The organism is Salinigranum marinum (assembly GCF_024228675.1).
GTDB classification, from domain to species: Archaea; Halobacteriota; Halobacteria; order Halobacteriales; family Haloferacaceae; genus Salinigranum; species Salinigranum marinum.
Genome location: NZ_CP100461.1, coordinates 2,670,675 through 2,696,545, shown reverse-complemented (window position 1 = coordinate 2,696,545; position 25,871 = coordinate 2,670,675). Strand labels below are relative to the sequence as shown.

Genomic DNA, 25,871 nt, shown 5'->3' with positions numbered 1-25,871 from the left:
TCCCGTGACGAACGTAACCGGCCGTATCCGCCACCGAGACGTATTTCACACCACCACCGGTACCGTCGCGTATGTCCGACGCGGACGCCAGTGTGCGGGGGACGGTCCGACGGTTCCTCGCGCTCGACGGCGACGTCCTGGTGCTCTCGGTGGCCATGTTCGCGTTCAGCCTCGGCTTCCAGATGACCGGTCGGTACATGCCGCGGTATCTGAGCGTCGTCGGTGCCGGGAGCCTCGCGATCGGCCTGTACGGGAGCTTCGGGAACCTCATCAGCGCCGTCTACCCCTACCCCGGCGGTGCCGTCTCCGACCGAATCGGCTCCCGGGCGGCGCTCACCGCGTTCGGGCTCGCCTCCACGCTCGGGTTCGTCGTCTGGTACGCCGCCGGTCCGCTCGCCGACGTCGAACTCGGTCCCACCTCGGTCGGCGTCGTCGTCGTCTTTCTCGGCCTCGTTCTCTCGCAGGCGTGGAAGTCGTTCGGCCTCGGCGCGACGTTCGCCGTCGTCAAACAGAGCGTCCCGCCCGGCAGGTTGGCCACCGGCTTCGCCTCGACCGAAACGGTTCGGAGGCTGGCGTTCCTCCTCGGCCCGCTCGCCGCCGCGGCGATCCTCACACGGTTCGCGTTCGAGGCCGGCTTCCGCCTCGTCCTGCTGGTCGCCGCGGCGGCCGGGGTCGTCGGGACGGTCGCCCAGCACCTCCTCTACGACGCCTCTGCGGACTCGTTCGGCAAGTCCTTCGAGGGGGTGGACACGGTCGTCGCGGACCTCCGCTCGCTCCCCGCGCCGCTCCGACCGTTGCTCGTCGGCGACACCCTGGTGCGGTTCGCCAACGGGATGGTGTACGTCTTCTTCGTCATCGTCGTCACGGAGTTCCTCGCGGTCTCGGTCACCCTCCCCGTCGTCGGTCAACTCTCGCCCGACGCCTTCTTCGGCGTCCTCCTCGCGATCGAGATGGCGATCGCCCTCCTGACGATGGTGCCGGTCGCGAAACTCGCCGAGCGTGTCGGCCTGAAACCCGTGGTCGCGCTCGGCTTCTCGGTGTACGCCGTCTTCCCCGTCCTGTTGATCTCCGCGCCTGCCGACCCGCTCGTCGTCGCGGTCCTCTTCGCGCTCTCGGGGCTCCGCTTCGCGGGACTCCCGGCGCACAAGGCGCTCATCGTCGGCCCCGCCGAGGCCGACACTGGTGGAAGAGTCGTCGGCTCGTACTACCTCGTCCGCAACGCCGTCACGATCCCCAGCGCCGCGGTCGGCGGCTGGCTCTACGCGGGGTCGCCGGCGGTCGCCTTCGGCGTCGCGACGGCCGTCGGACTCGCCGGAACCGGCTACTTCCTCCTCGCGGGCGAGGAGTTCGAGGCGTACACGTAGCCACCGCGAAAACCGACGCCGCTTTATCGGTCGCGTCCTCCCGTCGACACGTGACCGACGAGGTACCCAGCCGCCCCCCATCGGGCGGTCTCGTCCAGGCGCTAAACGTCCCGCGGAACGCGAAGCTGGGCGTGCTGACCGGAGTCGGATTCGCCGTCGCGGTCTACCTCTTTCGCGTGTTCGAACTCCTCGGCCCGTTCGCCGGCACGCGACAGTACCCACTGGTCGGCCCCGAAGGGTGGTTCCTCCTCCTCGCGTTCGTCCTCGCGTCGGCGACGGCGCTGTTCGTGACCGCGGCGCTCACCGTCGCGTCGGCGTACCGCCTCTCGCGGGAACTGTAACCACGGTCGCTCTCGCTGTCGCGACTCCGTGCCTCCCTCGCAGGCTCGCCTTCAGTCGCTCGCGGCCCGGTCGAACAGTTCACTCTCGCCGACGCCGTCGAGCGTTCGGTGGGCCCGCGAGGTCAGTCGGACGTGGTCCGCGCCGGGGTCCCAGTCGACGGCTCCCGTCGCCGCTAACTTCGGGAGGTGGACGTGGTGGAGTCGGACGGCCGTCATGGTCCGTTCCGGCCCGTCGCTGAGTGCGTCGACGAGGTCGTCGAACCCGGTGGCCCCGCCGTTGTCGGCGAGATGCCACACCACCTCCTGTCGCTGTGAGGAGCCGACCAACTCGCTGACGAAACAGTCTTCACTCTCGTTCGATCCGCTGGTTCGCGCCATACCGGGATGCACTCCGTTCACCGGCATAGTCTTCCGGCTTGTTAGTTCATGCCGATCTTATATTCCGTCCGGGACGCTCTCAGGAGCCGAACGTTCCCTCGACGAGCGCCCGCATCACCTTGTTCGTCCCCCGGCGGAGCCGTTCGGAGATGGCCTGCTGGGAGACGCCGAGTTCAGCCGCGAGGTCCGAGAGCGTCGCGCGCCGGGGCACCTCGAAGTAGCCCCGTTCGAGGGCGAGTTCGATCGCCTCGCGCTGTTCGTCCGTGAGGTCGAGCGGCCGGTCGTTCAACTCCTCCGCGGTGAGGTTGTGTACGCGGCGGACGTTGAGACGGATCTCGTGGCGCTGGCAGTAGTCGCTGAACGTCGACAGCGACTCGTGGTCGTTGAACCGAATGCGAAAGAGCCAGTTGTCGCGGCCGTGCGCTTCGAGGATGGTGGCGTTCGTCTCGACCATCCCGTAGATGAGGCTCTCGACCGTCTCGTCCCAGTCGATCCGGTACAGCGATCGCTCCCCGATGGTGTCGAGGTGGAGCAGTTCGCGCACCCCGTTGCTCCCCCTGACGGCGTTTTCGAACGTCGTTCGATCCCCGCCGCTGACCCAGACGTACGGCATGACGCGCTTCGAGGCGGGGACGACCCGCTCGATCTCGACGTTCATTCCGCCTCCGGCGCGGAGCACCCGCCCCAACAGGAACTGCTCGGCGTCGATGGTGAACTCCGCGACGATGCTCATGTACTCCTCACGCGGAGTAACTGAATAAACTTGTTTACCGGTCCATCTATCTGAAAATTATCAGAAGGTCACGGCGGGTCGAGTGACATATCGGCCCGGCCTCACTCGCCGACGTCCGGCCGATCGCCGGCGCGTTCGCCGAGCCTGACCGCCCCCGCACGGGTCCCCTTGGCGATGATGACGTCCCCGCCCCTGAGTTCGGTTTCGGGGCCGGGCTGGACGACCCAGTCGCCGGTCGCCCCGCTCCGCCGGACCGCGATGATACGCATGCCCGTCTCGGTCTGGACCATCTGGTCGCCGATAGTCGTTCCCGCGAGGTCGCCGCCGGGGACGAGCGTCAGCCGGACGATGACCTCGTCGGACTCCTTGACGGCGGCGGCGACGACCGGATGAGCGGCCAGTCCGTGGAGCACCCCTTCGCTGATCTCCAGCGCCGCGTCGGAGATGACCTCCGTCGAGACTGCGAGATGCATCAACCCCCGGAGGGCGATCGGATCGTCGACCCGGGCGGCCGCCCGGAGCGTCCACGCCTCGAACCGGGATTTGAGTGCGTCGACCTCCGCTTCGAGTTCGGCAACCTCCTCGGCGACGCCCTCGCTGTCGAAGAGCACGGCCCCGTACGCGAGATCGACGGCGAGTTCGCTCATGTTTTTCATCAACACGATGGAGTCGACGGCGCGTTCGAGGTCGTCGATGGGTGCTTCGGGCGCTTCGAGCGCCTGGTACGGCGTCCCGCTGGCGCGTTCGTACACCTCGCTGAGGCCGGTTTCGGGCCCCCGGAGCAGGAGGATGTCGCCGGACTGGAGCACGCTCTCGCGGTCGGGGTTCGTGATCCACCGCCGCTTGCCCGTCGCCTGCTCGCGCCGGATGGCGATGACCCGGACGCCCGTCTCGGTCTCCATGTTGATCGCGCCGAGCGACCGGTCGTCGTACGGCGAGTCCACGCCCACGGGAACCCGCACGATGATCTCGGTCGCCTCCGGGAGCGCCGAGCGGATCGCCTCCGGGAGACCGATGTCCTCGATGACGATCTTGGCGATGTCGCCCGCCGCGTTCGAGATTTTCTCGGCCGCGCCGACCACCCCGAGGACGGGCGCGAGTTCCTCGGCGTCTTCGGGGCTCCGTGCGGCCATCAACAGGCTCATCCGCGCCTGCAGTTGGAGGATGTCCATCCGCTCTTCGAGCGCCAACACCTCCTGGGCGATCTCGTCGTTTCCGAGGAGTACCGCCGAGTACGAGAGGTCGATGAGCAGTTCGGCGGTGTCTTTCATCTCCGCGAGCACCGCCTTCACGCTGACCGGCTCGTACTCCACGTCCTCGGGGTACATGCCACCGCGTATCCTCCCCGCACGCAAAAGGGTTACCCGCCGAATGCGCCGAACTCCGCCGCGTTCGGCGTCGCTCCCACCGATCTCCCGGTCGCTGTCGTCCCAGCCAGTCCGCGTCGCCCCCGTGGGGGGCCAGGAGCGTCCTCAACGATCGATCGCTCTGTCCGCTCACCGCGATGGATCTGTCCACCGCTCGTCCGACAATCGGACGTTCGTCCACATCGGCTCCGAGGGGGGAGCGGGCCGAACGGTAACGCTTTTTTGAGCGGGTCTGAAATCAGCCCCTATGGCAGACGACCTGAACCGGGGGCTGGAGGGCGTCCTGGTCGCGGAGTCGGAACTCAGCTTTATCGACGGTGACGAGGGCAGACTCGTCTACCGTGGCTACACGATCGAGGATCTCGCCGAGAGCGCCTCCTACGAGGAGGTCGTCTATCTCCTCTGGCACGGGGCGCTTCCCACGGCGGCCGAACTCGACGAGTTCTCGTCGGCGATGGCGGCCGAGCGGTCGATCGACGCCGACCTCCACCGCACCATCGCGGCGCTCGCCGACGCCGACGAGAACCCGATGGCCGCACTCCGGACTGTCGTCTCACAGCTGTCGGCGAGCGACGACGAGGCCGGCTTCGACGCCGACGCGGTGACCGACCGCGACCGCAACATCCGCAAGGCCCGGCGGGCCACGGCGAAGATCCCCACCGCGCTGGCGGCGTTCAAGCGCCTCCGAAACGGCAACGACCCCATCGAACCCCGCGAGGACCTCTCGCACGCGGCGAACTTCCTCTACATGCTCAACGACGAGGTCCCCGACGAGGTGCTCGCCGACGTGCTCGACCAGGCGCTCGTCCTCCACGCCGACCACGGACTCAACGCCTCGACGTTCTCGGCGATGGTCACCGCCTCGACGCTGTCGGATCTGTACTCCGCGCTCACCGCCGCGGTGGGCACGCTCGCGGGATCGCTCCACGGCGGGGCCAACCAGAACGTGATGCGGATGCTCCTCGAAGTCGACGAGAGCGGGATGGACCCCACCGAGTGGGTCGAAGCGGCGCTCGACGACGGCCGGCGCATCGCCGGCTTCGGCCACCGCGTCTACAACGTCAAGGACCCCCGCGCGAAGATCCTCGGCGAGCAGAGCGAGGCGCTCGCGGAGGCCGCCGGCGACATGAAGTGGTACGACTACTCGGTCGCCGTCGAGGAGTTCATGCAGACGGAGAAGGGGATCGCGCCGAACGTCGACTTCTACTCTGCCTCGACGTACTACCAGATGGGCATCCCGATCGACATCTACACGCCCATCTTCGCGATGTCGCGCGTCGCCGGCTGGGCCGCACACGTGCTCGAACAGTACGAGGACAACCGCCTCATCCGGCCGCGCGCCCGGTACGTCGGACCCCGGGACCAGACGTTCGTCCCGATCGACGAGCGGTAACGGGCACGCTCGTCCCCCGATACGGCTCAGCTGGCTACCAGGCACTCCTCAGTCCCGCCGTCGTTTATGCTGGCGCACACCGAACCGAGCTTCGGGGTGTGGTACTACATGCCACTTATCCGACGGCTCAAATCGGTCCTGGGTGAACAGTCGACCGCTCGGTCGTACACGTATCTGTGTATGTCGTGTAACGAGCAGTTCGTGAGTGAGGAGTCACACATGGCGAAGGTCTCCTGTCCCGGGTGCGGCGCGACCGACGTCCGGAGCGTCGTGAGCGAAACCTGACGGGCGCTCCGCTGTGGCTTTTTGTCCGCCCGTCGCCTCACTTCGGCATGGACGTCTTCGTTTACGGAACGCTCACCGCTCCCGACCAGGTCGCACGGGTGGTCGACTCGTACGCCTTCGTCGGCCCCGCTCGCCTCCACGGGCTCCACATCGTCGAGGGGCGCTACCCCACGCTCGCCCCCGGCGGTCGGGCGGCCGGTCGCCTGCTCCGGACCGACGATCTCGAGCGGCTCGACGCCCACGGGGGCGTCGACAGCGGGCTGTACGTCCGCGTCTCGCTCCCCCTGATCGACGGCGGCGAGGTCGCCGTCTACGTCGGCGACCCCGACCGGCTCGACGCCGACGCCGACTGGCCCGGCCGCGGCCCGTTCGCCGACCGCGTCCGCGGGTACCTCGCCGACGCCGACGTGTCGGTCGAACCGCTCGTCGACCGCTGAGGACGACGGGCGACGGACGACGTGCGTCGGACGCCCGCGGGGCCGTGTCGCCTCCGTCGGTCAGTTTCACTTTCACCCCGCTCGGATTGGATTTATATCAGTTGCACCGATAGTCTCTATTGCACGTCACACGCGTGCATTTCCCCTCTTCCATCGGTGAGACACCGGTCCGTTCCGCGCGGCGACGCGGCGTCGCCTCCCGTCCACGGCGCCGACCGAGACGACGGCCCGGCGGCGTCCCCCAACCGTTATCGCCCCGCGTCGGCAACTCGGCGCATGCTCTCCCTGGACGACGTGCTCGACGCCGAACCCCGCGTCGCGGCGGTCGCACGCCGGACCCCACTCGATCACTCCCACACCTTCTCGCGGATGACCGGCGCGGAGATCCACCTGAAACTGGAGAACTTCCAGCGGACGGGGTCGTTCAAGATCCGCGGCGCGACGAACCGGATCGCGGCGCTCACCGACGAGGAGCGCGCGGCGGGCGTCGTCACCGCGAGCGCGGGCAACCACGCACAGGGCGTCGCGCTGGCGGCCACCCGCGCGGGGGTCAACGCGACGATCGTCATGCCGGAGTTCGCGCCCATCTCGAAGGTCAACGCCACCCGTCGGTACGGCGGCCAGGTCGTCCTCCACGGCGTCGACTACAGCGAGGCCCAGGCGAAGGCCCACGAGATCGAAGCCGAAGAGGGTCGCACCTACGTCCACGCGTTCGACGACCCGGCCGTGATGGCCGGCCAGGGGACGCTCGGCTTGGAGATCACGGAACAGTGTCCCGACGTCGAGACCGTCGTCGTGGGGATCGGCGGCGGCGGCCTCATCTCCGGGATCGCTACCGCGGTCAAAGCACGATTGCCGGACACCCGAGTGGTCGGCGTGCAGGCCGAGGGGGCATCGAGCCTGGCCGACTCCCTGCAGAAAGGGGCGATCGTCGAACTCGATTCGGTCGACACCATCGCCGACGGGATCGCCACCCGCAGGGTCGGCGACCGAACCTTCGAGGTCATCAGAGAGCGGGTCGACGAGGTCGTCACGGTCTCCGACGAGGAGATCGCGATGGCCGTCACGCATCTACTGGAACGGTCGAAGACGCTCGTCGAGGGTGCCGGGGCGGTGCCGCTCGCCGCGGTCCTCGCGGAGGCGTTCGACTACGCGGACGACGAAGTGATCGTCCCCGCGCTCTGTGGCGGCAACATCGACCTCAACGTCCTCTCGACCGTGATGATGCGCGGCCTCGCCGAGACCGGCCGCTACCTGCGGATCAGGACGATCCTGAAAGACCGCCCCGGCGCGCTGTTACACCTCGCCGAGATCCTCGTCGACCACCGCACGAACATCCACGCTATCCACCACGACCGCGCCTCGAAGGACGTGGCGATGAACGCCGCCGAGGTGGAACTCGACCTCGAAACCCGGGGGGAGGCCCACGTCGCGGATCTCCTCGACGACCTCCGTGAACACGGCTACGCCGTCGAAGTGCTGGTGTGAGTCGTCCCCGTCGGTGACGTCGTAGACGGCGTCGCGGCGGGACGGATCTCACGTGGGAGGGCAACTCCGGCTAACTGGGACTGGTGAACTGGCGCCACAGTGCCCAGTGTGTGGTGCTGGACCTCGCGCGCAACGCGCTGCTCTCACGAGTACACCGGGCTTTTACTCCACGACGTTTTTACCTCACGCCGTCGAGAAGCGCGCATGAGACGCGTCACTCCGACCGACCCCGCCTCCACCGCCGGGGGCGCGCACAGCCAGGGCACGACGGCCGGCGACCTCGTTTTCACCGGGGGACAGATCGCGCTCACGCCTGACGACTTCGCCGAGACGAACGAGGCCGACACCACGTCCTTCGACGGGGAGCCGCCGGCGCGGAGCGCCATCGCGTCCGGCGCGCTCCCGATGGACGCTGCGGTCGAGACCGAAGCCGTCGCCCGCGTCCCGATCCCGGAACCGGTCGAAGCGTGACCCCTCGGACGAAATCGAGCCTCCTGTGGGGGGCCGTCGGCGCGCTCGCCTTCCTCGTCCTCGTCCAGGGCTACGACCTCCTCGTCGGCCTCGACGTGGGGTTCGCCGTCCGCTTCGGGGTCGCCGCGCTCGTCGGGATCGCCGCTGCAGGGCTCATACACCGCCTCGCGCCCCGATTCGGGGCGAAAGGAAGGACTTAAACCTCGCACCGGGATAGGTGGGAACGAGCCGGGATGGCCGAGTGGTAAGGCGCACGCCTGGAAAGCGTGTTCCCTCTGGGATCCAGGGTTCAAATCCCTGTCCCGGCGCCTTCTAACACGACCGATACGGCGAGCACCTCGTGTGCTCGCTATTCGTGAGCGTACGTGTCGATGTCGACAGGGTTTGAACCACGCGAGACGAGCGCAGGGAGTCTCGCAGTCGGGTTCAAATCCCTGTCCCGGCGTTTCTGTCTACCCCGACCTCCGAGCGAGGTGTCCCGTCGCCGGGCGAACGCGACTGGTGTCTGTCTCAGTACAAGTCGGCTGCGAACCGTGCGGTGTCACCGCTCTCGCACGATGGGCCTCAGTTACACTCCTGGACGTGATTTACGAACCGTCGCGCTGCGACGGATTCTCCACACGTTGGACATCGTCTTTCGGGGTCCTTCGCAGGATTCTCCGGTGCCGTCTGGTGTGCTTCGAGGTCGGCTTGCTTCGCACATGTCTGCCACATGCTGACCCAGTGCTCGTCATACTGTTGTCCAATCCGTCGCGTGACCGAACTCCGTGAGAGGTCGTCGAGCGCCTCACGGTTGGTCTCGATCCACGCCTGGACAACCGTTTCCGGCCGATGGGTTGGGAGATACGCGACCCCGACGATCGGTTCGGTACCGGACGGTCCCCTGTGCGGGGAGAACAGTTCGACTCCACGTTCGCGGGCCTCCGACAGGTTACTGACAGGGAGGGCAGACTGGGGTGACGGGCCATGTTTGTCGAGGTACGGTTCAACAACGCGGCAGGACCAATCTTCCGTATTCAGTTCGGGCATAGTCGTGAGTAGTGGTTACGCTGTCACTCGCCTGCGACACGTCCGCTGTCCACTCACCAGCTCCCACTGGAACTACATTTCTCAGGGATATATCTGTTTTCATTTATGAATCTGAACAGGCTACAGATGCAGTTTCAGCCAGAAAGAGGGCATATATGCTTTGTGTCGTTCTCGTTTTGTCTACTACCCGATAACACAAGACTTATTCCAAAACACGACGGATCCATTTCCCGTACCCCTGCCCACGGCGACGTCAATCGAGTAACTCCTGATCACCGATCCGGTGGTCTGGATGAAAGTTGCGTTGTCGATTTGCACTCCAAACCTATGACAAATACAAACAACAAGATCCGCGCCGTCGTACTCGCAGCGCTGATGGTTCTCTCCGTTTTTGCGGGGACCATCGCGTTCACGGGTACCGCGGCTGCGGCAGCCACCGATGCTGCCAACAGCAGCATCACTCCCAATTCGGCCCCGGAACAGTCGTCAAACACTCACACGGTAACACTCTCGGCGACGGACATCGACATGTCTGATTCGACGGATCAGACACTCGTCCTCCAGATGCCGTCCGGCGTCGATCTGAGCTCCACCTCGGTGACGAACACCAACGTCAACACGGGGAACGTGAGCTTCAGCACCGACAGCGTCGACGACGGTGCTGATCAGATCAACGTGACGCTCTCCGACGTTGATCCGGCCAACAGTACCGCGAGTGGGAACATCGAAGTCCAGTTCGACATCACGAACGTCGGTCTGCCCTCGGTCCCGTCCGAAACGACGGTCCAGGCCCAGTACGGCGTTGACTTCAACTCGAACGGCAATCTCGGCGACGCAGACGACGCGGGTCTGACAAACTTCCAGGATATCACGATCACCAGCACCAGCACCCGCCCCGGCGGTGACATCACGAACACGGCGTACCTCGGTGAGTCGGGCGTCGACCTCCGTGGCGTCTCGGGTATCTCGGGCGCGGCGGGCGACTCGGTGACCCTCTACGGTGTCGCCGGTGAGGCCGACGGCTCGACCGCCTCGGTCTCCGACCTCACGAACGCGGACATCTCCGAAGACAACGACTTCACCACCGGCGGGTACAGCACCGCCAGCGGTGACGACACCGTCGAACTCTCGGTCATCGAACCCAGAGTCACCGACGCTACGATCTACCGGGGCAGCGACGACTCCGGCGCTGACGTCACCGACGGCTCCATCCTCACCTCCGACGACACGATCACCGTCGAGGGTGAGTTCAACTTCGAGAACGCCGAAGCTCTCGACATTACCATCGAGGACGAGGACGGCCTCGAAGTCCAGACCACGCTGACTGCCTCGCCCGGTGACCAGATCACCACCTCCGGTGGCGACGTCACGTTCACTGGTCTGACCGACCTCGACACGGGCGAGTACACGGTCACGCTTGAGGGCGAGGACGACCTCGACAGCGCCTCGCGCTCGGCCACGTTCTCGATCCGTGACGAAGACCAGACCATCAACCTCGCCGAGTCGACGCTCACCAAGGGCGACAACGTCGTCGCCACGGTGACCGGTACGCCCGGGCAGATCGGCCTCGTCCGCATCGCCCAGGACGACCTCGACGACGCGAACGGCACCGCGGACAACACCAACGCGTCGAACGTCTTCGCTAACACCGGCGACGTCGTCGGCATCAACGGCACCCAGGACGTCGCGGGCTACTCGGGTGACGAGTACGTCGGCGCCTTCGTCGACCTCGACGACGGCGGCGAAGCTTCGGTCCGCGTCGACTCGAACTACCTCGACACTGCGACGATCGACGTCGAATTCGTCGAGACCGGCATCTCGAACGCGAACACGCCCCTCACGATCGGTGAGGTCGACAACGCGTTCACCAACGACTCGGACGCTGACGCCGAACTGACCGTCGAGGACAAAGAGATCAACATCACGTCCGCCCCGAGCGTCGTCCGCATCGGCGAGGAGTTCACCCTCGAAGGGCAGGCTCCCGAGTCCGACGACGTGAAGGCGTACGCCCGCATCGACAACGACTACGTCCCGCTCGAGGACGACAACGGTGACGCCTCGACGGACAACGTCGACTCCGACGGCAGCTTCTCGGTCGACATCGACTCGGGTCAGTACATCAACCTGCCCGACTCGTACCGCATCGCGCTCGTCGCCGACCCGACTGACGACGTCGCCACGGCGACGCTCGGCGCTACGGGCACGGGCAACGCGGTCGACTCGGACGACTACTCCGAGTTCGAGACGACGACCACCACGACGGTCCGGACGGTCGAAGGCGACCTGACGGCCCAGCTGTCGTCGTCGACCATCGCGGCAGACGTCGGTGACGAGGTCACCCTGTCGGGCACGGCGCTCGGCCAGGGCGACGAAATACTCGTCTACATCGTCGGGCCGCGCGGTAACTTCCTCGCGCTGAACGCCACGGACGGCGTCGCCACGATCGACGTGGACGAAGAGGAATTCGAAGAGGACTACGCGCTGTTCGACCGGCGTGGGACGTACACGTTCATCGTCGTCGGCCAGGGCCGCGACGGCCAGTTCAACGACGGGAACGAGCGTCTCGACCCGACTGACCTGAGCGGACTCAGCACGACGCCGCAGCAGGCGGTCGAGCTGATCAACGACGAGTACACTGGCGCGGGCTCGGACGACCAGCTCGTCGAGCTGACGCTCCAGGCGCAGAACCCGCAGCTGACGATCGACGACTTCACCACCGACGGGCAGGTCGCCCAGGGTGAGGTCACGGTCTCTGGCACCTCGAACCGCGAAGACGAGACGACCGTCTTCATCGAGGTCCTGGGTCAGAACGACAACGTCGTTGCATCCCAGGAAGCCGAAGTCAACGGCTCGAACAGCGAGTGGGAAGCCACGCTCGACATGTCGGACGTCGAGACGGGGACCTACACGCTGCGCGCTGACGACGACGAAGCATCGGCCGAACTCGAGTTCGAGCTGGTGAGCGAACTGAGCACGCCGACGGAGACGCCGGCTCCGGACACGGAGACGGAGACGCCGGCTCCGGACACGGAGACGGAGACGCCGGCTCCGGACACGGAGACGGAGACGCCGGCACCTGAGACGGAGACGACGACGTCGACGTCGACGCCCGGCTTCGGTGCGATCGTCGCACTCGTCGCGCTCATCGCCGCGGCACTGCTGGCGATCCGCCGCGACTAATCTGAACCACGACTGACCGGCGATACCGGTCACTGCGGTTCGCGGTTCGCGGTTTGCGGTTCCATTTTTGACGGGCGCTCACACCGCCAGTGACGAGACTCCTGCCGGCCTCGGTTTTCGGCCCGGATCGGAACGAAGCTCAAAATAGCCTCCGTCGGATCCACGTGCGTGGACGTTAAATTGAGTCCCCGTTTAGCAGGGAGATCTTCACCCCACCGTGACGCGGTCTGGGCGCTGTCCGCGTCGTCGTCGCTACGGCTCCAGCCCGTGACGCTCGATCAGCGGGGGGACGCTGCCAGGATCGATCTCGAAGCCGTACCGTTCGTGGAGCGCGCCGAGTCGTTCCACGGCCGCCCGGTCGGGGTCGGCCTCGTCGGGCAGGATCTCGTCGGTTCGGCGAAGTACCACGCGAACGTGCCCGGACTGACGATCTCGAGAAAGCGCAGCGGCTCCGACCCGGGATTCCAGAACGTGTGCCAGACGCCCCGCCCTTTCATCACGCACTCGCCAGCGTCGACGGTCGATACCTCTTCGCCCTCTTGAACGCCCATCGTTCCTTCGAGGACGTACGAGATCTCGTCTTCGCTGCTGTGTCGGTGGAGCGGTGCAGCGAGCTTTTTGGCCCCAGGATGTGTTCGATCACGGCGACGTCGGTCTCCCCCTCGTCGGGGCGCAGCTCGAGTTCCGCACCGAGGTTTCTGTCGACACCGATCTCGACGGCGTGGTACTCGGATCCGTTCGGCTCGGTCATCGTGAAACGTCGCACCCACCGCATGCTGAGACGGGAGTGAAATACCTCTGGGGGCGGGGGATCGAGGGACCCCGTCGACAGCGTGGTCGCGCCGGGCGCTCACTCGGCGGGGACGATCCGGTGCAACGCCCCGCCCTCCGACCCCGTCCCGACGACGTACAGTTCGCCGTCGGCGTCCCGGCCGAACGACCGGAGGCTCTGGAGCCCGTTCGCGGTCTCGCCGGCCAGTTCGACGGTCGTCGTCGGCCACGGCCTGCCGCCGTCGGGGCGGGTCGCGGCGAAGAGGCGGCCCTGCACCCGGAAGTCGCCGAAGAGGTACACCCCCTGTGCGCTCGGGAACGCCGATCCGCGGTACACCGCGCCGCCGATGACGGAGATCCCGCTCACTGGAGCCCCCCCGTGAGGATACTCGATGACGGGGTCGACGAGGCGCTCGCCGTCGCGGCCCTCGACGGCGGTCGGGCAGTCGTTCGACTGGAAACAGTGGGTGGCCTCCCGCACGTTCCAGCCGTAGTTAGCGCCCTTCTCGACGAGGTTCACCTCCTCGTACTCGTTCTGTCCGACGTCGGCGACGAAGAGGTCCGTCCCGTCGAACGACATGCGCCAGGGGTTGCGAAATCCCCAGGCGTACTGCTCGTCGCGGCCCGCGCGGCCGACGAGCGGGTTGTCGTCCGGTACGGCGTACGGTTCGTCCCCCGCGTCGACGTCGAGTCGGAGGATTGACCCGAGCAGGTTCTCCGTGACGTCCTGGCCGTTGCCACCGCCGACCCCGTCGTACCAGTCGTCGACGTGACCGGTGCCCTGGTCGCCGCCGGCCCCGCCGTCGCCGACTGCGACGTAGAGGTAGTCGTCGGGGCCGAACGCGAGATCGCCGGCGTTGTGGTTCCCCTGCGGCTCGGGGATCTCCAGGATCGTCCGTTCGGAGTCGGGGTCGATACGGGTGCCGTCCTCGCTCGCGCGGAACTCGCTGAGGACGAACGTGTGGCTGAACCCCGACGGCGTGCCCGGGCGCGACTGCGCGCTGTACCGGACGAACAGCCGCCGGTTCTCCGCGAACGCCGGGTGGAGTTCGATCCCCAGCAGTCCCTTCTCGCCGCCGGTCTCGATCTCGCCGCGGAGCTCAAGCGCGGGGCTGTCGCGAAGGCCGTCCGCGTCGTGGACGAGCACCCGCCCGTCCTGATCGGCGACGTACCGGCGGTCGGCGTCGGGAACGAAGACGACGTCGAGCGGTGCGCCCAGGCCGGTCGCGAGCGTTTCGAGCGCGACCGACGCGGGCGGGCTTCCGACTCCCTGCTCGTTCGTCCCGCCCGTCCCGGTCGTCGCTCCGGTTCCGGTGGCGCTCGCAGTCCCCGGCGCAGTGGTCTCGGAGTCGTTCGTGGCCCCCTGTACGGGCGGGTCCGTCGACTGCGAACAGCCGGCGAGGCTGCCGACGGTGCCGACGCACACGGCCCGGAGGAACCGGCGGCGACTCGGTGCGAGGTCCATACCCGCACAGACGGCGCTGGAGGTAAAACGTGTGCGCCCGCGTCCGTCTTGCCTGTGACCACACGCGCCCACGCTCCGGCGGTCTCGATCCGGTCGCCCCGCGTCGATCCCCGGCACAGTTTATGTATCAGCCCGCCCTGGCTGTGGCTGTATGTCCACGAAGTACGACGACTGGGCGCGCGAGGAACTGGTCGAACGGGTGGAGGAACTGGAGGAGACGCGCGCGGCCCTGTTGGCTGCCCTCGACATCGTGACCGATCCCGACCGCGACACCGACGCCGTCCGACAACAGCTCGCCGACGAGTTCGAGCGCGTGGGCGAGGGTGACGTCGCCGACGCGACGCGGGGCTGGTGACGCGTCCGTCGGTGTCACCCGACTCGTCACCGCGTGACCGTCGCCGGCCGTTCGGCACTCCGTCGTTCACCTGGCCTGACGAAACGTTCATACTGGCTGCCGCCGTTGGTGTGGGTGACAATGCCTGACACGAAGAGTGGCCGTGAGAAGAAGGGCCTCAACAAGCTGAACCAGCTGGACCAGCGCCTGGCCGAACGCGAACTCCGGACACTCGACCGCGACGACGAACCGTCGCGGTGGGAGGGCATCCACGGGGACTTCGTCGCCGACGAGCTCCCGGACGACGACTGAGCCCTCGCCGTCGCTCTCTCACCGTTCCGCCGGTGTCGCCGTGTTTATACCTTGCCCACGAGTAGCCTGCGTCGTGTCACACCGTGCGAACTACGCGACGCTGTACATGGGCGTCCAGCTCGCTCCCGAGGGGCGGTCGCTCGCCCTCGACTGGGCGACCAACGTCGGCGACATCACGGAGCCGTACGAGTTCGAGGTGCCGACCGACGACGCACGGGACGCGTACGTGGGTCTGCAGGCGTTCGACGTCGGCGACTACGGCCACGAAATCGAAGTGAACGGGACGCCCTTGACCGGCTTCGACATCCCGCCGAACGAGGGTTGGCAGTACTGGGTCGACACCTTGACTGGGATCGACCTGCAGGCGGGGACGAACACCGTTCGGATCCGTCGCGATCCCGACTCGCGGGACGCTTTCGCCGTCGGCACCGTCACGATCCACTGGAAGGAACCGGTCGATCGGTGATATATAAACACCGGTAAACGGCCGTCGTCAGTGGGCCCGTTCGCCTGTCAGTCTCTCACACGAATCAGGGTCGAAAGCGGGTGCAGCCGCGGTGTTCGCCGCGCTCGTTTCTCCCGCGGGCGACCACCCGGACTCGACGCTCGCTCGAAAGCTTTATATAGAATCACAAACAATCCGGCCATGTACTATGAGTCAGCGCATGCAGCAGGGACAGCCGATGATCATTCTCGGTGAAGATTCCCAGCGCGTCAAGGACCGTGACGCGCAGGCGTACAACATCCGCGCGGCTCGCGCGGTCGCCGACGCGGTACGATCCACACTCGGCCCGAAGGGGATGGACAAGATGCTCGTCGACTCGATGGGCGACGTCACCATCACGAACGACGGCGTCACCATCCTCAAGGAGATGGACATCGACAACCCGACGGCCGAGATGATCGTCGAGGTCGCCGAGACCCAAGAGGACGAGGCCGGCGACGGCACCACGACCGCCGTGGCGATCGCGGGCGAACTCCTGAAGAACGCCGAAGACCTCCTCGAACAGGAGATCCACCCGACGGCGATCATCAAGGGCTTCCACCTCGCCTCGGAGTTCGCACGCGGCGAGATTGACGACATCGCCGAGCACGTCGACCCCGACGACGAGGAACTCCTCCGGAAGGTCGCCGAGACGTCGATGACCGGCAAAGGCGCCGAGCTCAATAAGGAGCTCCTCGCCGAGCTCATCGTCGGCGCGGTCCAGCAGGTCACCGTCGAGGCCGACGACGGCTCCTACATCGTCGATCTCGAGAACGTCAACATCGAGACGCAGACGGGCCGCTCCGCCGGTGAGAGCGCACTCCTGACGGGTGCAGTCATCGACAAGGACCCCGTCCACGAGGACATGCCCGTCGAGTTCGACGACGCCGACGTGATGCTGATCAACGAGGCGATCGAGGTCGAAGAGGCCGACGTCGACACGCAGGTCAACATCGACTCGCCCGACCAGCTCCAGAAGTTCCTCGATCGCGAGGAAGCACAGCTGAAGGAGAAGGTCGACCAGATCGAGGCCACCGGTGCGGACGTCGTCTTCTGTCAGAAGGGCATCGACGACCTCGCCCAGCACTACCTCGCGAAGAAGGGCATCCTCGCCCTGCGCCGCGTCAAGAAGAGCGACGTCAAGTTCCTCAAGAACGTCCTCGGCGCGTCCATCGTCTCCGACCTCGACTCTGCGACCGAGGCTGACCTCGGCCACGGCTCCGTCCGCCGTGACGAGGAGGACGAACTGTTCTACGTCGAGGGGCCGGACGCCCACGGCGTGACGCTTCTGCTCCGGGGGTCGACCGACCACGTCGTCGACGAACTCGAACGCGGCATCCAGGACGCCCTCGACGTCGTCACCTCCACCGTCACCGACGGCCGGGTCGTCGCCGGCGGCGGTGCCATCGAGGTGGAGCTCGCCTCCCGGCTCCGCGACTACGCCGACTCCGTCGAAGGCCGCGAGCAGCTCGCCGTCGAGGCCTTCGCGGACGCGCTCGAACTCGTCCCGCGCGTGCTGGCGGAGAACGCCGGCCTCGACGCCATCGACACGCTCGTCGACCTCCGCTCGGCCCACGAGGACGGCCGGGTCCGTGCGGGCCTGAACGTCTTCAGCGGCGACGTCGTCGACACGTTCGACGCGGGCGTCGTCGAGCCGGCCCACTCGAAGGAGCAGGCGCTCTCCTCGGCGACGGAGGCCGCGAACCTCGTGCTCAAGATCGACGACATCATCGCCGCGGGCGACCTCTCGACCGACAAGGGTGACGACGAGGGCGGCGCCCCCGGCGGCGGCATGGGCGGCATGGGCGGCATGGGCGGTATGGGCGGCGCGATGTAAGCGAGGCGGCAAAACGCGAGCCACCGGCGAGCGGCACACCGCCTCGATACCGAGCGGGGAGCGTACCCTGTCACCGAGGCTGACCGACGACCGCCACGCCCACGCGCGACCGCCGGCCGTACCGTCTTTCGATCGATTCGTTCTTTCACCGCCGACGAGCGACCACCCGTCACCTCGCGCGCGGGCGAGGCGATAAAATTTGATAGTGCCGCCCGTGTATTTATACTCTCTCCCCGGGAGTACCGGCCATGCGACCCGTCTCGCTGGTCGGAGGCAGCCGGGGCGATGGTGCGTCTCGATGCGGTTCGATCGTCGCCACACACGTCGGCGTCTCTCGGCGCGCGACACCGCGTGATCTCGGACCGTCTGTCGGCGGTCGTCACCGGGGTGACTCCCGATGACCATTCAGCCGGGACAGGGAGAGTACGCCCTCGGCGACGTCGCCCCCGACATCGCGCTCGGTTCAGTCCCCGCGGGGACGAGCCTCCTTCTCGTCGGTGCCCCGGACACCGGTGCGACCGACTTCACCTTCCGCGTGCTCGCAGCGGCCCCACGGGCCGCCGAGTGCGTGATCCTCGCGACGACCGACTCAGCCCCGGCGACGCTCACCGAACGGTACCAGTCGGCACTGGAGTCGCCGGACGACCTCGAACACCTGCACGTCGTCGACGCGTTTCACTCCGGTCCCGAGCGGGACATCGGGCCGCTCTCACCCGCCCACGTCGAGGCTGCGTCCTCGCCGGCCGACGTCACCGGCATCGGCGTGGGCGTCACGAACCACCTGCGGTCGATTCCGTTCAACCGGGTCCGACTCGGGCTGGTCTCGCTGTCGCCCATCGTCGACCTGATCGGCTCCGAACGGGCGTTCGCGTTCTGTCACGTGCTGATGAGCCGTATCGACTCTGCCGATCACCTCGGGCTGTTCGTCGTCGACCCGACCCGACACGAGCCAGAACACGTCCGTGTCTTCCAGTCGCTCACCGATGGCGCGTTCAGATTCCGGAACGCCGGGGGCACCCGTGAGATCCGCGGCACCGGCGTCGTCGACGACGTCTCGGAGTGGAAGCCGTGGAGTACCGACGTCGAGTGATCACACTCGCGACCCCGTTGCTGCGCTAGTTCAAAATTTGTCTCTGATAATCGACCAGTTCCGAAAGTAGTTCGAATTATAATCCAGAAATTAGAGTTTGATTCCAATTTAGTATGAACTAAGTGACCCTCGCGTGAACGGGGAGTATGCACACGCTGCTTCTCGACAGCGACGACGTCGACGAGAACACCTCGTATCCGGAGCTCATCGCGGCCGTGGAGGACGCGTTCGCCGCCTACGAGCGCGGCGACGCCCAGATGCCCGCGAAGTCGTACATCGATCTCCCGCAGTACAACGGCGATTTCCGGTCGATGCCGGCGTATCTCCGCGTTGAGGAGTCGGCGCTCGACGAGTCGGGATGGGACGCCGCAGGCATCAAGTGGGTGAACGTCCACACCGACAACAACGCCGCGTACGACCTCCCCACGGTGCTCGGGACGATGATCTACTCCGACCCGCGCAACGCCTACCCGCTCGCGATCATGGACGGCCGCGAGCTCACGATGAAGCGGACGGGCGCGGCCGCAGCGGTCGCCACGGATCACCTCGCTCTCCCCGATGCCTCCTCGCTCGGGATCGTCGGCGCGGGCGTCCAGGCGTACACCCAACTGGAGGCGATCGCGACCATCCGCGACATCGACCGCGTGGTGATCTCCGACCTCGACGACGAGCGCGTCCAGCGCTTCGTCGACACTTTCGAGGGTCGCTTCGACGTTCGTGGGGGGAGCGTCGACGAGGCGGCCCAGTGTGACGTCCTTTCGACGGTCACGCCCGTGGAGTCGCCCATCGTCTCGGCGGTCGGCGACCACACCCACGTCAACGCCATGGGGGCGGACGCCGCCGGCAAACACGAACTCGCCGACGACCTCCTCCTCGACGCCACACTGGTCATCGACGACCACGAGCAGTGCACCCACTCCGGCGAGATCAACGTCCCCTACAGCGAGGGCGTCCTCGGCGACGACGACGTCTACGGCGAGATCGGCGAGATCGTCGTTGGCGCGAAGGACGGTCGCACCGACGCCGACGGCGTCACCGTCTTCGACTCCACGGGGCTGGCCATCCAGGACGTCGCCGCCGCACACGTCGTCTACGAACACGCGCTCGAGAACGACAACGGCACCCCGTTCGACTTCTTCTGCCTCTGAACGCCGCCGCCCGCCCCGCTCGAACACCGGGTCGGCTCCGACGGTCGCGGCCTCACGCCGTTCCCGACCCGGTTGCCGCCCGCAGACAGGTCCCACAGCCGTAGACACTCTCCGTGTCGTCGGGGGGACTCGTCTCTACAGGGTCAGGCGTGCCGACCGACCCGTTCCACGTCGCGTCGGAGACGGCCACGGGGTCGGCGTTCGACGGCACCTCGCCCGCGGTGGCCGGTCGGAGTTCGAGTGCCGCGAGCAACCGGAGGGCCTCTTCGGTGTCGAACAGCCGCGTCCGACCGTCGAGCAGGTCGAGCGTCTCGTCGTCGAAGTCGAGATCGGACGGGGCCGCCCCGGTGACGCGCTCGACGACCTGCCGGGCGTACGGGACGCCCGGCGTCGCGCCGGGGGCGGTCCGGCGGTATCTCGACGCCACGGCCGTGACGAAGTCCGGAACCGACTCCGTCGCGTCGGGGGTGGCGTCGTGTCCTCGCTGGCGGTGTGGCGCGGCGTGGAGCCCCATCTCGGGGAACGACCGCCCGCCGGAGTTCAGCGCGATCAACAGCAGCGTGTTCGCCCGCCGGACCTTCGGCGTTCCGAGCCGCGCCAGCGTCGGGTCCGAGAGGACGTGCTCGGCCCAGACGAGCGTCTCGAGGTACGTGGCGATGATCTCCTCGGAAAGCCCCACCGCGAGGTCCTGGTGGAGCCCCTCGTGGGCGAACAGCGGCGCGAGGACGGCGAACGGCTCGCCCGCGAGGGCGGGATCGACGAAGATCACGGGCTCGCCGCCGTCGACCCGTACCTCCATCAGTCCACCGGACCGTGTCGGGCGTCGCCGCACCGCGTACGGCCGGTCGAAGCGGTTCGCGCCGTCGAGGATGACCGCGTCGATGCCGCGGGCGACGGTCCCGGCGTTCGCGAGCACCCCGGCCAGCGCCACGGCGTCGAACCCACCACCGCTGTCGACGAACCGCGCCCTGGTCGCGGGGCTGTCGAACCGTGCGAGGCTCGCGTCGCGCTCTGCGGCCGTGAGCCGACCACGGTCGACGAACCGGTCGAGGTGTGCTGCGAGGCGCGCTCGAACCGCCGCCGGGTCGTCGTCGGGACGGCCCCGCCGCGGCGGCTTCTCCCCGCGGTACACCCCGCGTCCGAACCAATCGACGTTCGCCGGTTCGTACGCCTTGAACCACAGTGTCGCCCGCTCGGGTACGGCGAGCGAGCCGTCGAGCGTGTGGCTGAACGGGTCCGTCCCCCGTCCGTCGATCAGCAACGCTCGTTCGCCGAACGAGACCACCGATCCCCGACTCACGGGTCCGTCGACGACGAGACGGAGCGCCGCGTTGGTCGCCGAGGCGTCGACGACGTCGACCCTCCGTGCGGTCGTCTCGCCGGCCGCGGGGTCGACGATCGGGACGGTCACGTGGATCCGATCCGGATCGACCACGTCGACCACCTCCGTCGTCCGGACGGTCAGCACCGACCGCGGCTGTGGAACCCCGCCCGCCGACACCTGCTGGACGGTCGTCCCCCGTCTGGCGAACGCCTCGGTCGCCGCCGCGGCCCCCACGACCGCCCCTCCCGCGAGCGCACTCGCTGCCCGAATGAACTCACGTCGTCGCATGGACGGAAGACGCGTTCAGGTCGCATAAGTAGTGACGCGGTACCCTCCGTGCTCGGGATCGATTCCTGATAATCGCCGTGTTCGTCGTGACGACGCCACGGTCGGCCCGACCGGGCGCGTTGACGACGCTCGGCCGTGGGGTAGCCGTCGATTACTCCCGAACGGTCCTCTTACCGCCGCTCCGCCGGTGACCACTCACCCGCCCGCGTTCCGGCCGGCGACCGCGCTGACGAGCTTCTCGAGCGCCCACACGACGAGCAACAGTGGGAGCAGCGGCACGAGCAGGACCAACATCCCGAGGAACACCGCCCAGCCGATCGAGTCCATCGCGACGTCGCCGTGTGACTCGTATCGGGGCGAGACGCTCCGGTACGCCGACCTGAGCACGCCCGCGTCGTCGTTCGCCTCCGCTCCAGCGTTCGTGTTTGAACCCGTACTCATGCGGTCAACTACGTGCTCGGAGGGAATAACGGTTCCCGCGGAGCCGTGGGCCCGCCGCCTGCCCGGTCACTCGATGTGGATCGCCGGCCGGAACGGGACCGCGCCGCCGGCGCGGTCGGCGGGGTCGACGAGATCGTCGTCCGCTTCCCCGTACAGTTCGACGTCCGCGTCGAACTCCCGCTCGAGGAACGCGACGGCGTCGCCGTACACCGCCTGCTCGTCGACGGCCCCCATCGCGGCGAGGGTCTCGTCGTCGATGCTACGGACCTGTTCTGTGAGCTCTCTGACCAACTGGTTCACCTCGTTCCCGCGCTCGCGGAGCCGTTCGTCCTGCATCACCTGCCCCATCACCGCGCCGACGTCGTCGCCGATCTCGCTCACGGTCTCGAACACGTCGTGTTTCCAGTCGGCGGCGACGTACACTCTGATGACGGAGGGATCGGTGCCGGTGACGTCGACGATGTCGTTGATGTCGTCGGCGAGGCGTTCGACCTGTCGCTCGCGGAGTTCGACGGCTTCGTCTTCGAGCTTGGCGGTAGCGACCGGCCACGGGGCGTCCTCGGCGGCCGTCCCGGTCAACTCCTCGTGGAGCTCGTTCGCGAGGAACGGGACGAACGGAGCCAGCAGTCTGAGCCGGGTCTCGAGGACGTGCCGGAGCGTCCACGCCGCGCCCGGCCGGTCGAGGTCGGTGCGGCGACGGTACCACCGTAGCTGTTCCTCGAAGTTGTAGAAGGCCGCCTGCGACGCCGAGCGGGTCTCGGCGTTGTCCATCGCGTCGGTCACATCCCCGATCGTGGTCTGGAGCTTCGAGAGCAGCCAGCGGTCGACGCTCGTGAGTTCCTCGGGGAGCGCCGCGGGCCCGTGGCCGTCGGCGGCGATCGTCGGGGCGCGCTCGTCGGCGGCGTCGATCACCTCGGACGCGCGGTTCCAGAATCGCTCTAACTGTTGGCGGACGCTCCCGACTTGGTCGGCGCGCCAGTCGTAGTCCTGCCACGGCTCCGCCGAGTTCAACAGGAAAAAGCGGACCGTGTCCGCGCCGTACTCGTCGATGGCCGCGCCCGGGAGGACGACGTGGCCCTTCGAGGAGGACATCTTCTGGCCCTCCAAGAGTCCCATCCCCATGATGACGATGCCCTGCGGCCAGTTTGCTTGGTCGAAGAGTTCCGCGTGGTGGAACAGGTAGAACGTGAGGTGGTTCGAGATGAGGTCGTTCGCCGAGAAGCGGTAGTCGACGGGGTACCAGTACTCGAACTCCTCGCGCAGTTCCAGCGCGCGCTCGTCGGGTTCGTCGACCGCGTCGGGGCCGTAAAAGAGGGCGTCGAAGAACGCGCGGTCGAGATCCTCGACTGGGATCTCCTGGATGCGGTCGGCCAACGTGTAATACGCCATGTAGATCGTCGAGTCCGACAGCGGCTCGATCACGAAGTCGCGGTCCCACGGCAGGCGCGTCCCCAGCCCGTAGTTTCGGATGCAGGGCCACTCGTTCAGCCAGTCGATGGTGTGGGTGTACTCCCCGCGGGTGTTCTCGGGGATACACTCCATCCCCGCGACGACCTCCTTGGCCTTCCGCTTCCACGCCTCGTCGTTGTACCGAAGGAACCAGGTGTCCTGCTCGGCGACGACGACGTCGCCGCCACACCGACAGACCACGTCCTCGGAGAACTCCTGCATCGTCCCGAACGCGCCCGCGTCGCGGTAGTGATCGCGGAACCGTCCCCGAACGTCCTCGACGACCTCGCCGGCGAATTCGTCGTAGTCGTCGAGGAGCCGCCCGGCGTGGAACTCGCGGTTGTACAGCTCCTTCGTGGCCTCTTCGAGGGCGGGATCCGTCGAGGACTCGATGCCGCGTTCCTCGACGGCGTCCTTCGCCGGGATCTCGCCGTAACCCTCGATCTCGAGGATCGGGACGGGCTCGATCGCCCCGACCTCGGCGGCGTCGATGCCGTACGCCGCCAACCGCTCGCGGTCGGCTTTCGCCTCCTGTAAGGCGACGTAGTCGTCAGGCGAGTGGGCGGGGACGGACATGACGACGCCCGTGGCGTTGTCGGGGTCGACGAACTCCGCGGGGAGGACCAGGACGGCGTCGCCGGTGATAGGGTTCTCGACCCGCTCGCCGACGAGTCGCTCGCCCGTGAACTCCGCTTCGACCTCGACCGTGTGGTCCTGCAGGCGGAGCTTGTCGACGGCGTGCGTGGAGACGAGCCACGGCTCGCCGTCGACGGCGGCCCGGACGTACGTCGCGTCGGGATCGATATACGCGTTCGTCACCCCGCGCACCGTTTCGGGTCGGAGCGTCGCCATCGGCACGACGACCTCCCCACCGTCCGCCCCCGCGTCCCAGCCGAACCGGACGAGCGTGTACTCCTGGAACTCCGCCTCCTCGCCTTCGAGGATGTCGTGGGTGGTGACGGGCTGTTTCTCGTTCGTGCAGTACTTCACCGGGTGGAGACCCTTCTCCAAGAGCCCCCTGTCGCGGAGGGTCTCGTACTGCCAGGTGATGAACTGCGAGTACCGCTCGTCGTTCGTCGTGAACTCCCGCCGCCAGTCGACCGACAGCCCCAGCTGTTTCATCCCCCGCTTGTAGTGGTTCTCGATGAAGTAGTGGGCGAACCCCATCGGCGTCTCGAGGTCCTGTAGCGTCTCTTCGGGGACGTTGTACGTGTCCCGGAGGACCGACAGCTGCTTCTCCTCGCCCTTCTTCAGCCGTTCGACCGCGCCGATGATCGGCGTGCCGGTGACGTGCCACGCGATCGGGAAGAGCACGGTGTCGCCCTGCTGCCGCCGGTATCTCGCGTACACGTCCGGGACGGTGTACGTCCGGGCGTGTCCGATGTGCATCCCCCCGCTGGGGTAGGGGTACGGGACCGTCAGAAACGTCACGTCGTCGGGGTCGTTGGGATCGCCCGGGTCGGCCTCGTACCGGCCCGTCTCGGCCCAGCGCTCCCGCCAGCGCTCTTCGAGTTCCTGCGGGTCGTAATTCATACGCCCTTGTCCGTCTCGGCGGCCTAAAACTACTGCTATCCGGGCTCCCGGCCGTCCCGCGCGGCACGCGACGGGGCGACGGCTCGAACGGGGCGGATCAGACGGACAGCACCGGCTGGGAGGCGTACAAGAGGACGTACTCGGCGGCCTTCTCGAGCACCTCGCCGGGGTCGCCGGAGACGGGTTCGCGGGGGACGACGATGAAGTCGGATTCGAGTTCCTCGGCGGTGTCGAGGATGGCGCTCCCGGGGTGGCGGGTCTTCACGCGGGTCGAGAAGCCGAAGGCCGTCGAGTGTGAGATGTGGACCCCCTTCTCCGTGGCGTAGTCGGCGACGCTGTCGATGAACGCCTCGTGGTCGCCGACGACGCTCGCCTCGTCGATCGTGCCGTCCTCGATCGCGCGCACGACCTCCTCGCCGAGGAGGTAGACGGCGTGGACCGACGCGCCGTACTGTCCGGCGATGGAGACGGCGTACTCGACGGCGAGCGCCGACTCCTCGCTCCCGTCGACGGGGACGAGCACGAGCTCGACGTCGAGCGGACCCGTGTGCGCGTGTTCCATGCGTGAGGGTGTGACGGCCGGTGGCAAAAACCCGTCGCCTCCGGCGGTATCCCGTCGACGTGCGGGGGCCCTGTGGGGTCGTCCCCGAGAGAGTGTCAGGCTGCTGCCGAGGCGTCGGTCGGGGTCGTGTCGTGGATGGGCACACGTAATGGTCGGCGGCGCGTAATCGTCGACGCGAACACGACGGACCGCCCGACACACGGGCGCGACGAAAGGCCTCACCCTCCCCAGCCGACTCCGTCCCTCACTCGCGCTGCTCGTTCGCTCGGTCGCCCCTCGCGCGTCGTTCGCTCGCGTTGCGCGCTCACTCCCGCGCGCCGACCACCCCGACTACTGCGATGCGGTGACGCGTGCCGCCGCAGGCTCT

The 25,871-nt window shown here is 67.4% G+C and carries 25 protein-coding genes, 1 tRNA gene and 1 pseudogene; 17 read left to right on the top strand and 10 right to left on the bottom strand.

The annotated features are described in order from the left end of the window. Window positions 1-71 precede the first annotated feature (71 nt). On the top strand, window positions 72-1,364 hold the full coding sequence (locus tag NKJ07_RS13380; RefSeq protein ID WP_318567310.1) for an MFS transporter: 1,293 nt from the start codon (window positions 72-74) through the stop codon (window positions 1,362-1,364). 50 nt (window positions 1,365-1,414) lie between these two features. Beyond that, on the top strand, window positions 1,415-1,705 hold the full coding sequence (locus NKJ07_RS13375) for a DUF7536 family protein (protein WP_318567309.1): 291 nt from the start codon (window positions 1,415-1,417) through the stop codon (window positions 1,703-1,705). A gap of 51 nt (window positions 1,706-1,756) precedes the next feature. Here NKJ07_RS13375 and NKJ07_RS13370 read toward each other — a convergent pair whose 3' ends face one another. From NKJ07_RS13370 to NKJ07_RS13360, 3 genes are all read right to left on the bottom strand, one after another. After that, complete coding sequence (locus NKJ07_RS13370; protein ID WP_318567308.1) at window positions 1,757-2,083, bottom strand: DUF7344 domain-containing protein; 327 nt, start codon at window positions 2,081-2,083, stop codon at window positions 1,757-1,759. Window positions 2,084-2,162: 79 nt separating this feature from the next. After that, on the bottom strand, window positions 2,163-2,816 hold the full coding sequence (locus NKJ07_RS13365; RefSeq protein WP_318567307.1) for a helix-turn-helix domain-containing protein: 654 nt from the start codon (window positions 2,814-2,816) through the stop codon (window positions 2,163-2,165). A gap of 101 nt (window positions 2,817-2,917) precedes the next feature. Continuing rightward, window positions 2,918-4,144, bottom strand: coding sequence for a potassium channel family protein (locus NKJ07_RS13360; protein ID WP_318567306.1), 1,227 nt, complete (start codon window positions 4,142-4,144; stop codon window positions 2,918-2,920). A 286-nt stretch (window positions 4,145-4,430) separates the two neighbouring features. Here NKJ07_RS13360 and citZ point away from each other — a divergent pair, with 286 nt between their 5' ends. The 9 genes and pseudogenes from citZ (at window position 4,431) to NKJ07_RS13320 (ending at window position 12,466) form a co-directional block, all read left to right on the top strand. After that, a complete protein-coding gene (gene citZ / locus NKJ07_RS13355; protein WP_318567305.1) occupies window positions 4,431-5,576 on the top strand; it encodes a citrate synthase in 1,146 nt (381 codons plus the stop codon). A gap of 108 nt (window positions 5,577-5,684) precedes the next feature. After that, on the top strand, window positions 5,685-5,861 hold the full coding sequence (locus tag NKJ07_RS13350) for an FmdB family zinc ribbon protein (RefSeq protein WP_318567304.1): 177 nt from the start codon (window positions 5,685-5,687) through the stop codon (window positions 5,859-5,861). A 47-nt stretch (window positions 5,862-5,908) separates the two neighbouring features. Continuing rightward, window positions 5,909-6,298, top strand: a complete 390-nt coding sequence (locus NKJ07_RS13345; protein WP_318567303.1) for a gamma-glutamylcyclotransferase family protein — start codon at window positions 5,909-5,911, stop codon at window positions 6,296-6,298. A 276-nt stretch (window positions 6,299-6,574) separates the two neighbouring features. Then, window positions 6,575-7,786, top strand: coding sequence for a threonine ammonia-lyase (gene ilvA / locus NKJ07_RS13340; RefSeq protein ID WP_318567302.1), 1,212 nt, complete (start codon window positions 6,575-6,577; stop codon window positions 7,784-7,786). A 204-nt stretch (window positions 7,787-7,990) separates the two neighbouring features. Beyond that, entirely contained in the window at window positions 7,991-8,257 is a 267-nt protein-coding gene (locus NKJ07_RS13335; RefSeq protein WP_318567301.1) for a RidA family protein, read from the top strand. Next, window positions 8,254-8,457 carry a DUF7981 family protein gene (locus NKJ07_RS13330; RefSeq protein ID WP_318567300.1) on the top strand — a complete coding sequence of 68 codons (204 nt, stop codon included), beginning with the start codon at window positions 8,254-8,256 and terminating at the stop codon, window positions 8,455-8,457. Before NKJ07_RS13335 ends, NKJ07_RS13330 begins: the two co-directional genes overlap by 4 nt. 27 nt (window positions 8,458-8,484) lie before the next feature. After that, window positions 8,485-8,565, top strand: a tRNA-Ser gene (locus NKJ07_RS13325). Between the two features lie 826 nt (window positions 8,566-9,391). Then, window positions 9,392-9,679: pseudogene (locus NKJ07_RS24425) on the top strand (hypothetical protein); the annotation flags it as partial. Between the two features lie 135 nt (window positions 9,680-9,814). Beyond that, window positions 9,815-12,466 carry a beta strand repeat-containing protein gene (locus NKJ07_RS13320; RefSeq protein WP_318567299.1) on the top strand — a complete coding sequence of 884 codons (2,652 nt, stop codon included), beginning with the start codon at window positions 9,815-9,817 and terminating at the stop codon, window positions 12,464-12,466. Between the two features lie 278 nt (window positions 12,467-12,744). Here the strand turns inward: NKJ07_RS13320 and NKJ07_RS24420 are convergent, their stop codons facing one another. From NKJ07_RS24420 to NKJ07_RS13305, 3 genes are all read right to left on the bottom strand, one after another. Next, complete coding sequence (locus tag NKJ07_RS24420; protein ID WP_425504658.1) at window positions 12,745-13,017, bottom strand: cupin domain-containing protein; 273 nt, start codon at window positions 13,015-13,017, stop codon at window positions 12,745-12,747. Then, window positions 12,963-13,217, bottom strand: coding sequence for a hypothetical protein (locus NKJ07_RS13310; protein ID WP_318567297.1), 255 nt, complete (start codon window positions 13,215-13,217; stop codon window positions 12,963-12,965). The genes NKJ07_RS24420 and NKJ07_RS13310 overlap by 55 nt, the downstream gene beginning before the upstream one ends. A gap of 99 nt (window positions 13,218-13,316) precedes the next feature. After that, window positions 13,317-14,702 carry a PQQ-dependent sugar dehydrogenase gene (locus tag NKJ07_RS13305; RefSeq protein WP_318567296.1) on the bottom strand — a complete coding sequence of 462 codons (1,386 nt, stop codon included), beginning with the start codon at window positions 14,700-14,702 and terminating at the stop codon, window positions 13,317-13,319. A 151-nt stretch (window positions 14,703-14,853) separates the two neighbouring features. Here NKJ07_RS13305 and NKJ07_RS13300 point away from each other — a divergent pair, with 151 nt between their 5' ends. The 6 genes from NKJ07_RS13300 (at window position 14,854) to NKJ07_RS13275 (ending at window position 19,907) form a co-directional block, all read left to right on the top strand. Continuing rightward, window positions 14,854-15,057: a hypothetical protein gene (locus tag NKJ07_RS13300; RefSeq protein WP_318567295.1), complete on the top strand. Its 204-nt coding sequence runs from the start codon at window positions 14,854-14,856 to the stop codon at window positions 15,055-15,057. 120 nt (window positions 15,058-15,177) lie between these two features. Further along, window positions 15,178-15,348: a hypothetical protein gene (locus NKJ07_RS13295; protein ID WP_318567294.1), complete on the top strand. Its 171-nt coding sequence runs from the start codon at window positions 15,178-15,180 to the stop codon at window positions 15,346-15,348. A 73-nt stretch (window positions 15,349-15,421) separates the two neighbouring features. Further along, a complete protein-coding gene (locus NKJ07_RS13290) occupies window positions 15,422-15,814 on the top strand; it encodes a DUF7383 domain-containing protein (protein ID WP_318567293.1) in 393 nt (130 codons plus the stop codon). 217 nt (window positions 15,815-16,031) lie between these two features. Beyond that, window positions 16,032-17,669, top strand: coding sequence for a thermosome subunit beta (gene thsB / locus NKJ07_RS13285; RefSeq protein WP_318570460.1), 1,638 nt, complete (start codon window positions 16,032-16,034; stop codon window positions 17,667-17,669). Window positions 17,670-18,066: 397 nt separating this feature from the next. Beyond that, window positions 18,067-18,759 (top strand): DUF7504 family protein, encoded by a 693-nt coding sequence (locus NKJ07_RS13280; protein ID WP_318567292.1) that lies wholly within the window; start codon window positions 18,067-18,069, stop codon window positions 18,757-18,759. A 146-nt stretch (window positions 18,760-18,905) separates the two neighbouring features. After that, window positions 18,906-19,907 (top strand): ornithine cyclodeaminase family protein, encoded by a 1,002-nt coding sequence (locus NKJ07_RS13275; protein WP_318567291.1) that lies wholly within the window; start codon window positions 18,906-18,908, stop codon window positions 19,905-19,907. 52 nt (window positions 19,908-19,959) lie between these two features. Here NKJ07_RS13275 and NKJ07_RS13270 read toward each other — a convergent pair whose 3' ends face one another. The 4 genes from NKJ07_RS13270 to NKJ07_RS13255 all read right to left on the bottom strand — a co-directional run bounded on the left by NKJ07_RS13270 (window position 19,960) and on the right by NKJ07_RS13255 (window position 25,504). Continuing rightward, window positions 19,960-21,519, bottom strand: coding sequence for a hypothetical protein (locus NKJ07_RS13270; RefSeq protein WP_318567290.1), 1,560 nt, complete (start codon window positions 21,517-21,519; stop codon window positions 19,960-19,962). 195 nt (window positions 21,520-21,714) lie between these two features. Further along, a complete protein-coding gene (locus tag NKJ07_RS13265) occupies window positions 21,715-21,960 on the bottom strand; it encodes a DUF7535 family protein (protein WP_318567289.1) in 246 nt (81 codons plus the stop codon). A 66-nt stretch (window positions 21,961-22,026) separates the two neighbouring features. Beyond that, on the bottom strand, window positions 22,027-24,942 hold the full coding sequence (leuS, locus tag NKJ07_RS13260; RefSeq protein ID WP_318567288.1) for a leucine--tRNA ligase: 2,916 nt from the start codon (window positions 24,940-24,942) through the stop codon (window positions 22,027-22,029). A gap of 97 nt (window positions 24,943-25,039) precedes the next feature. Further along, window positions 25,040-25,504, bottom strand: a complete 465-nt coding sequence (locus NKJ07_RS13255; protein ID WP_318567287.1) for a universal stress protein — start codon at window positions 25,502-25,504, stop codon at window positions 25,040-25,042. Window positions 25,505-25,871: the final 367 nt, after the last annotated feature.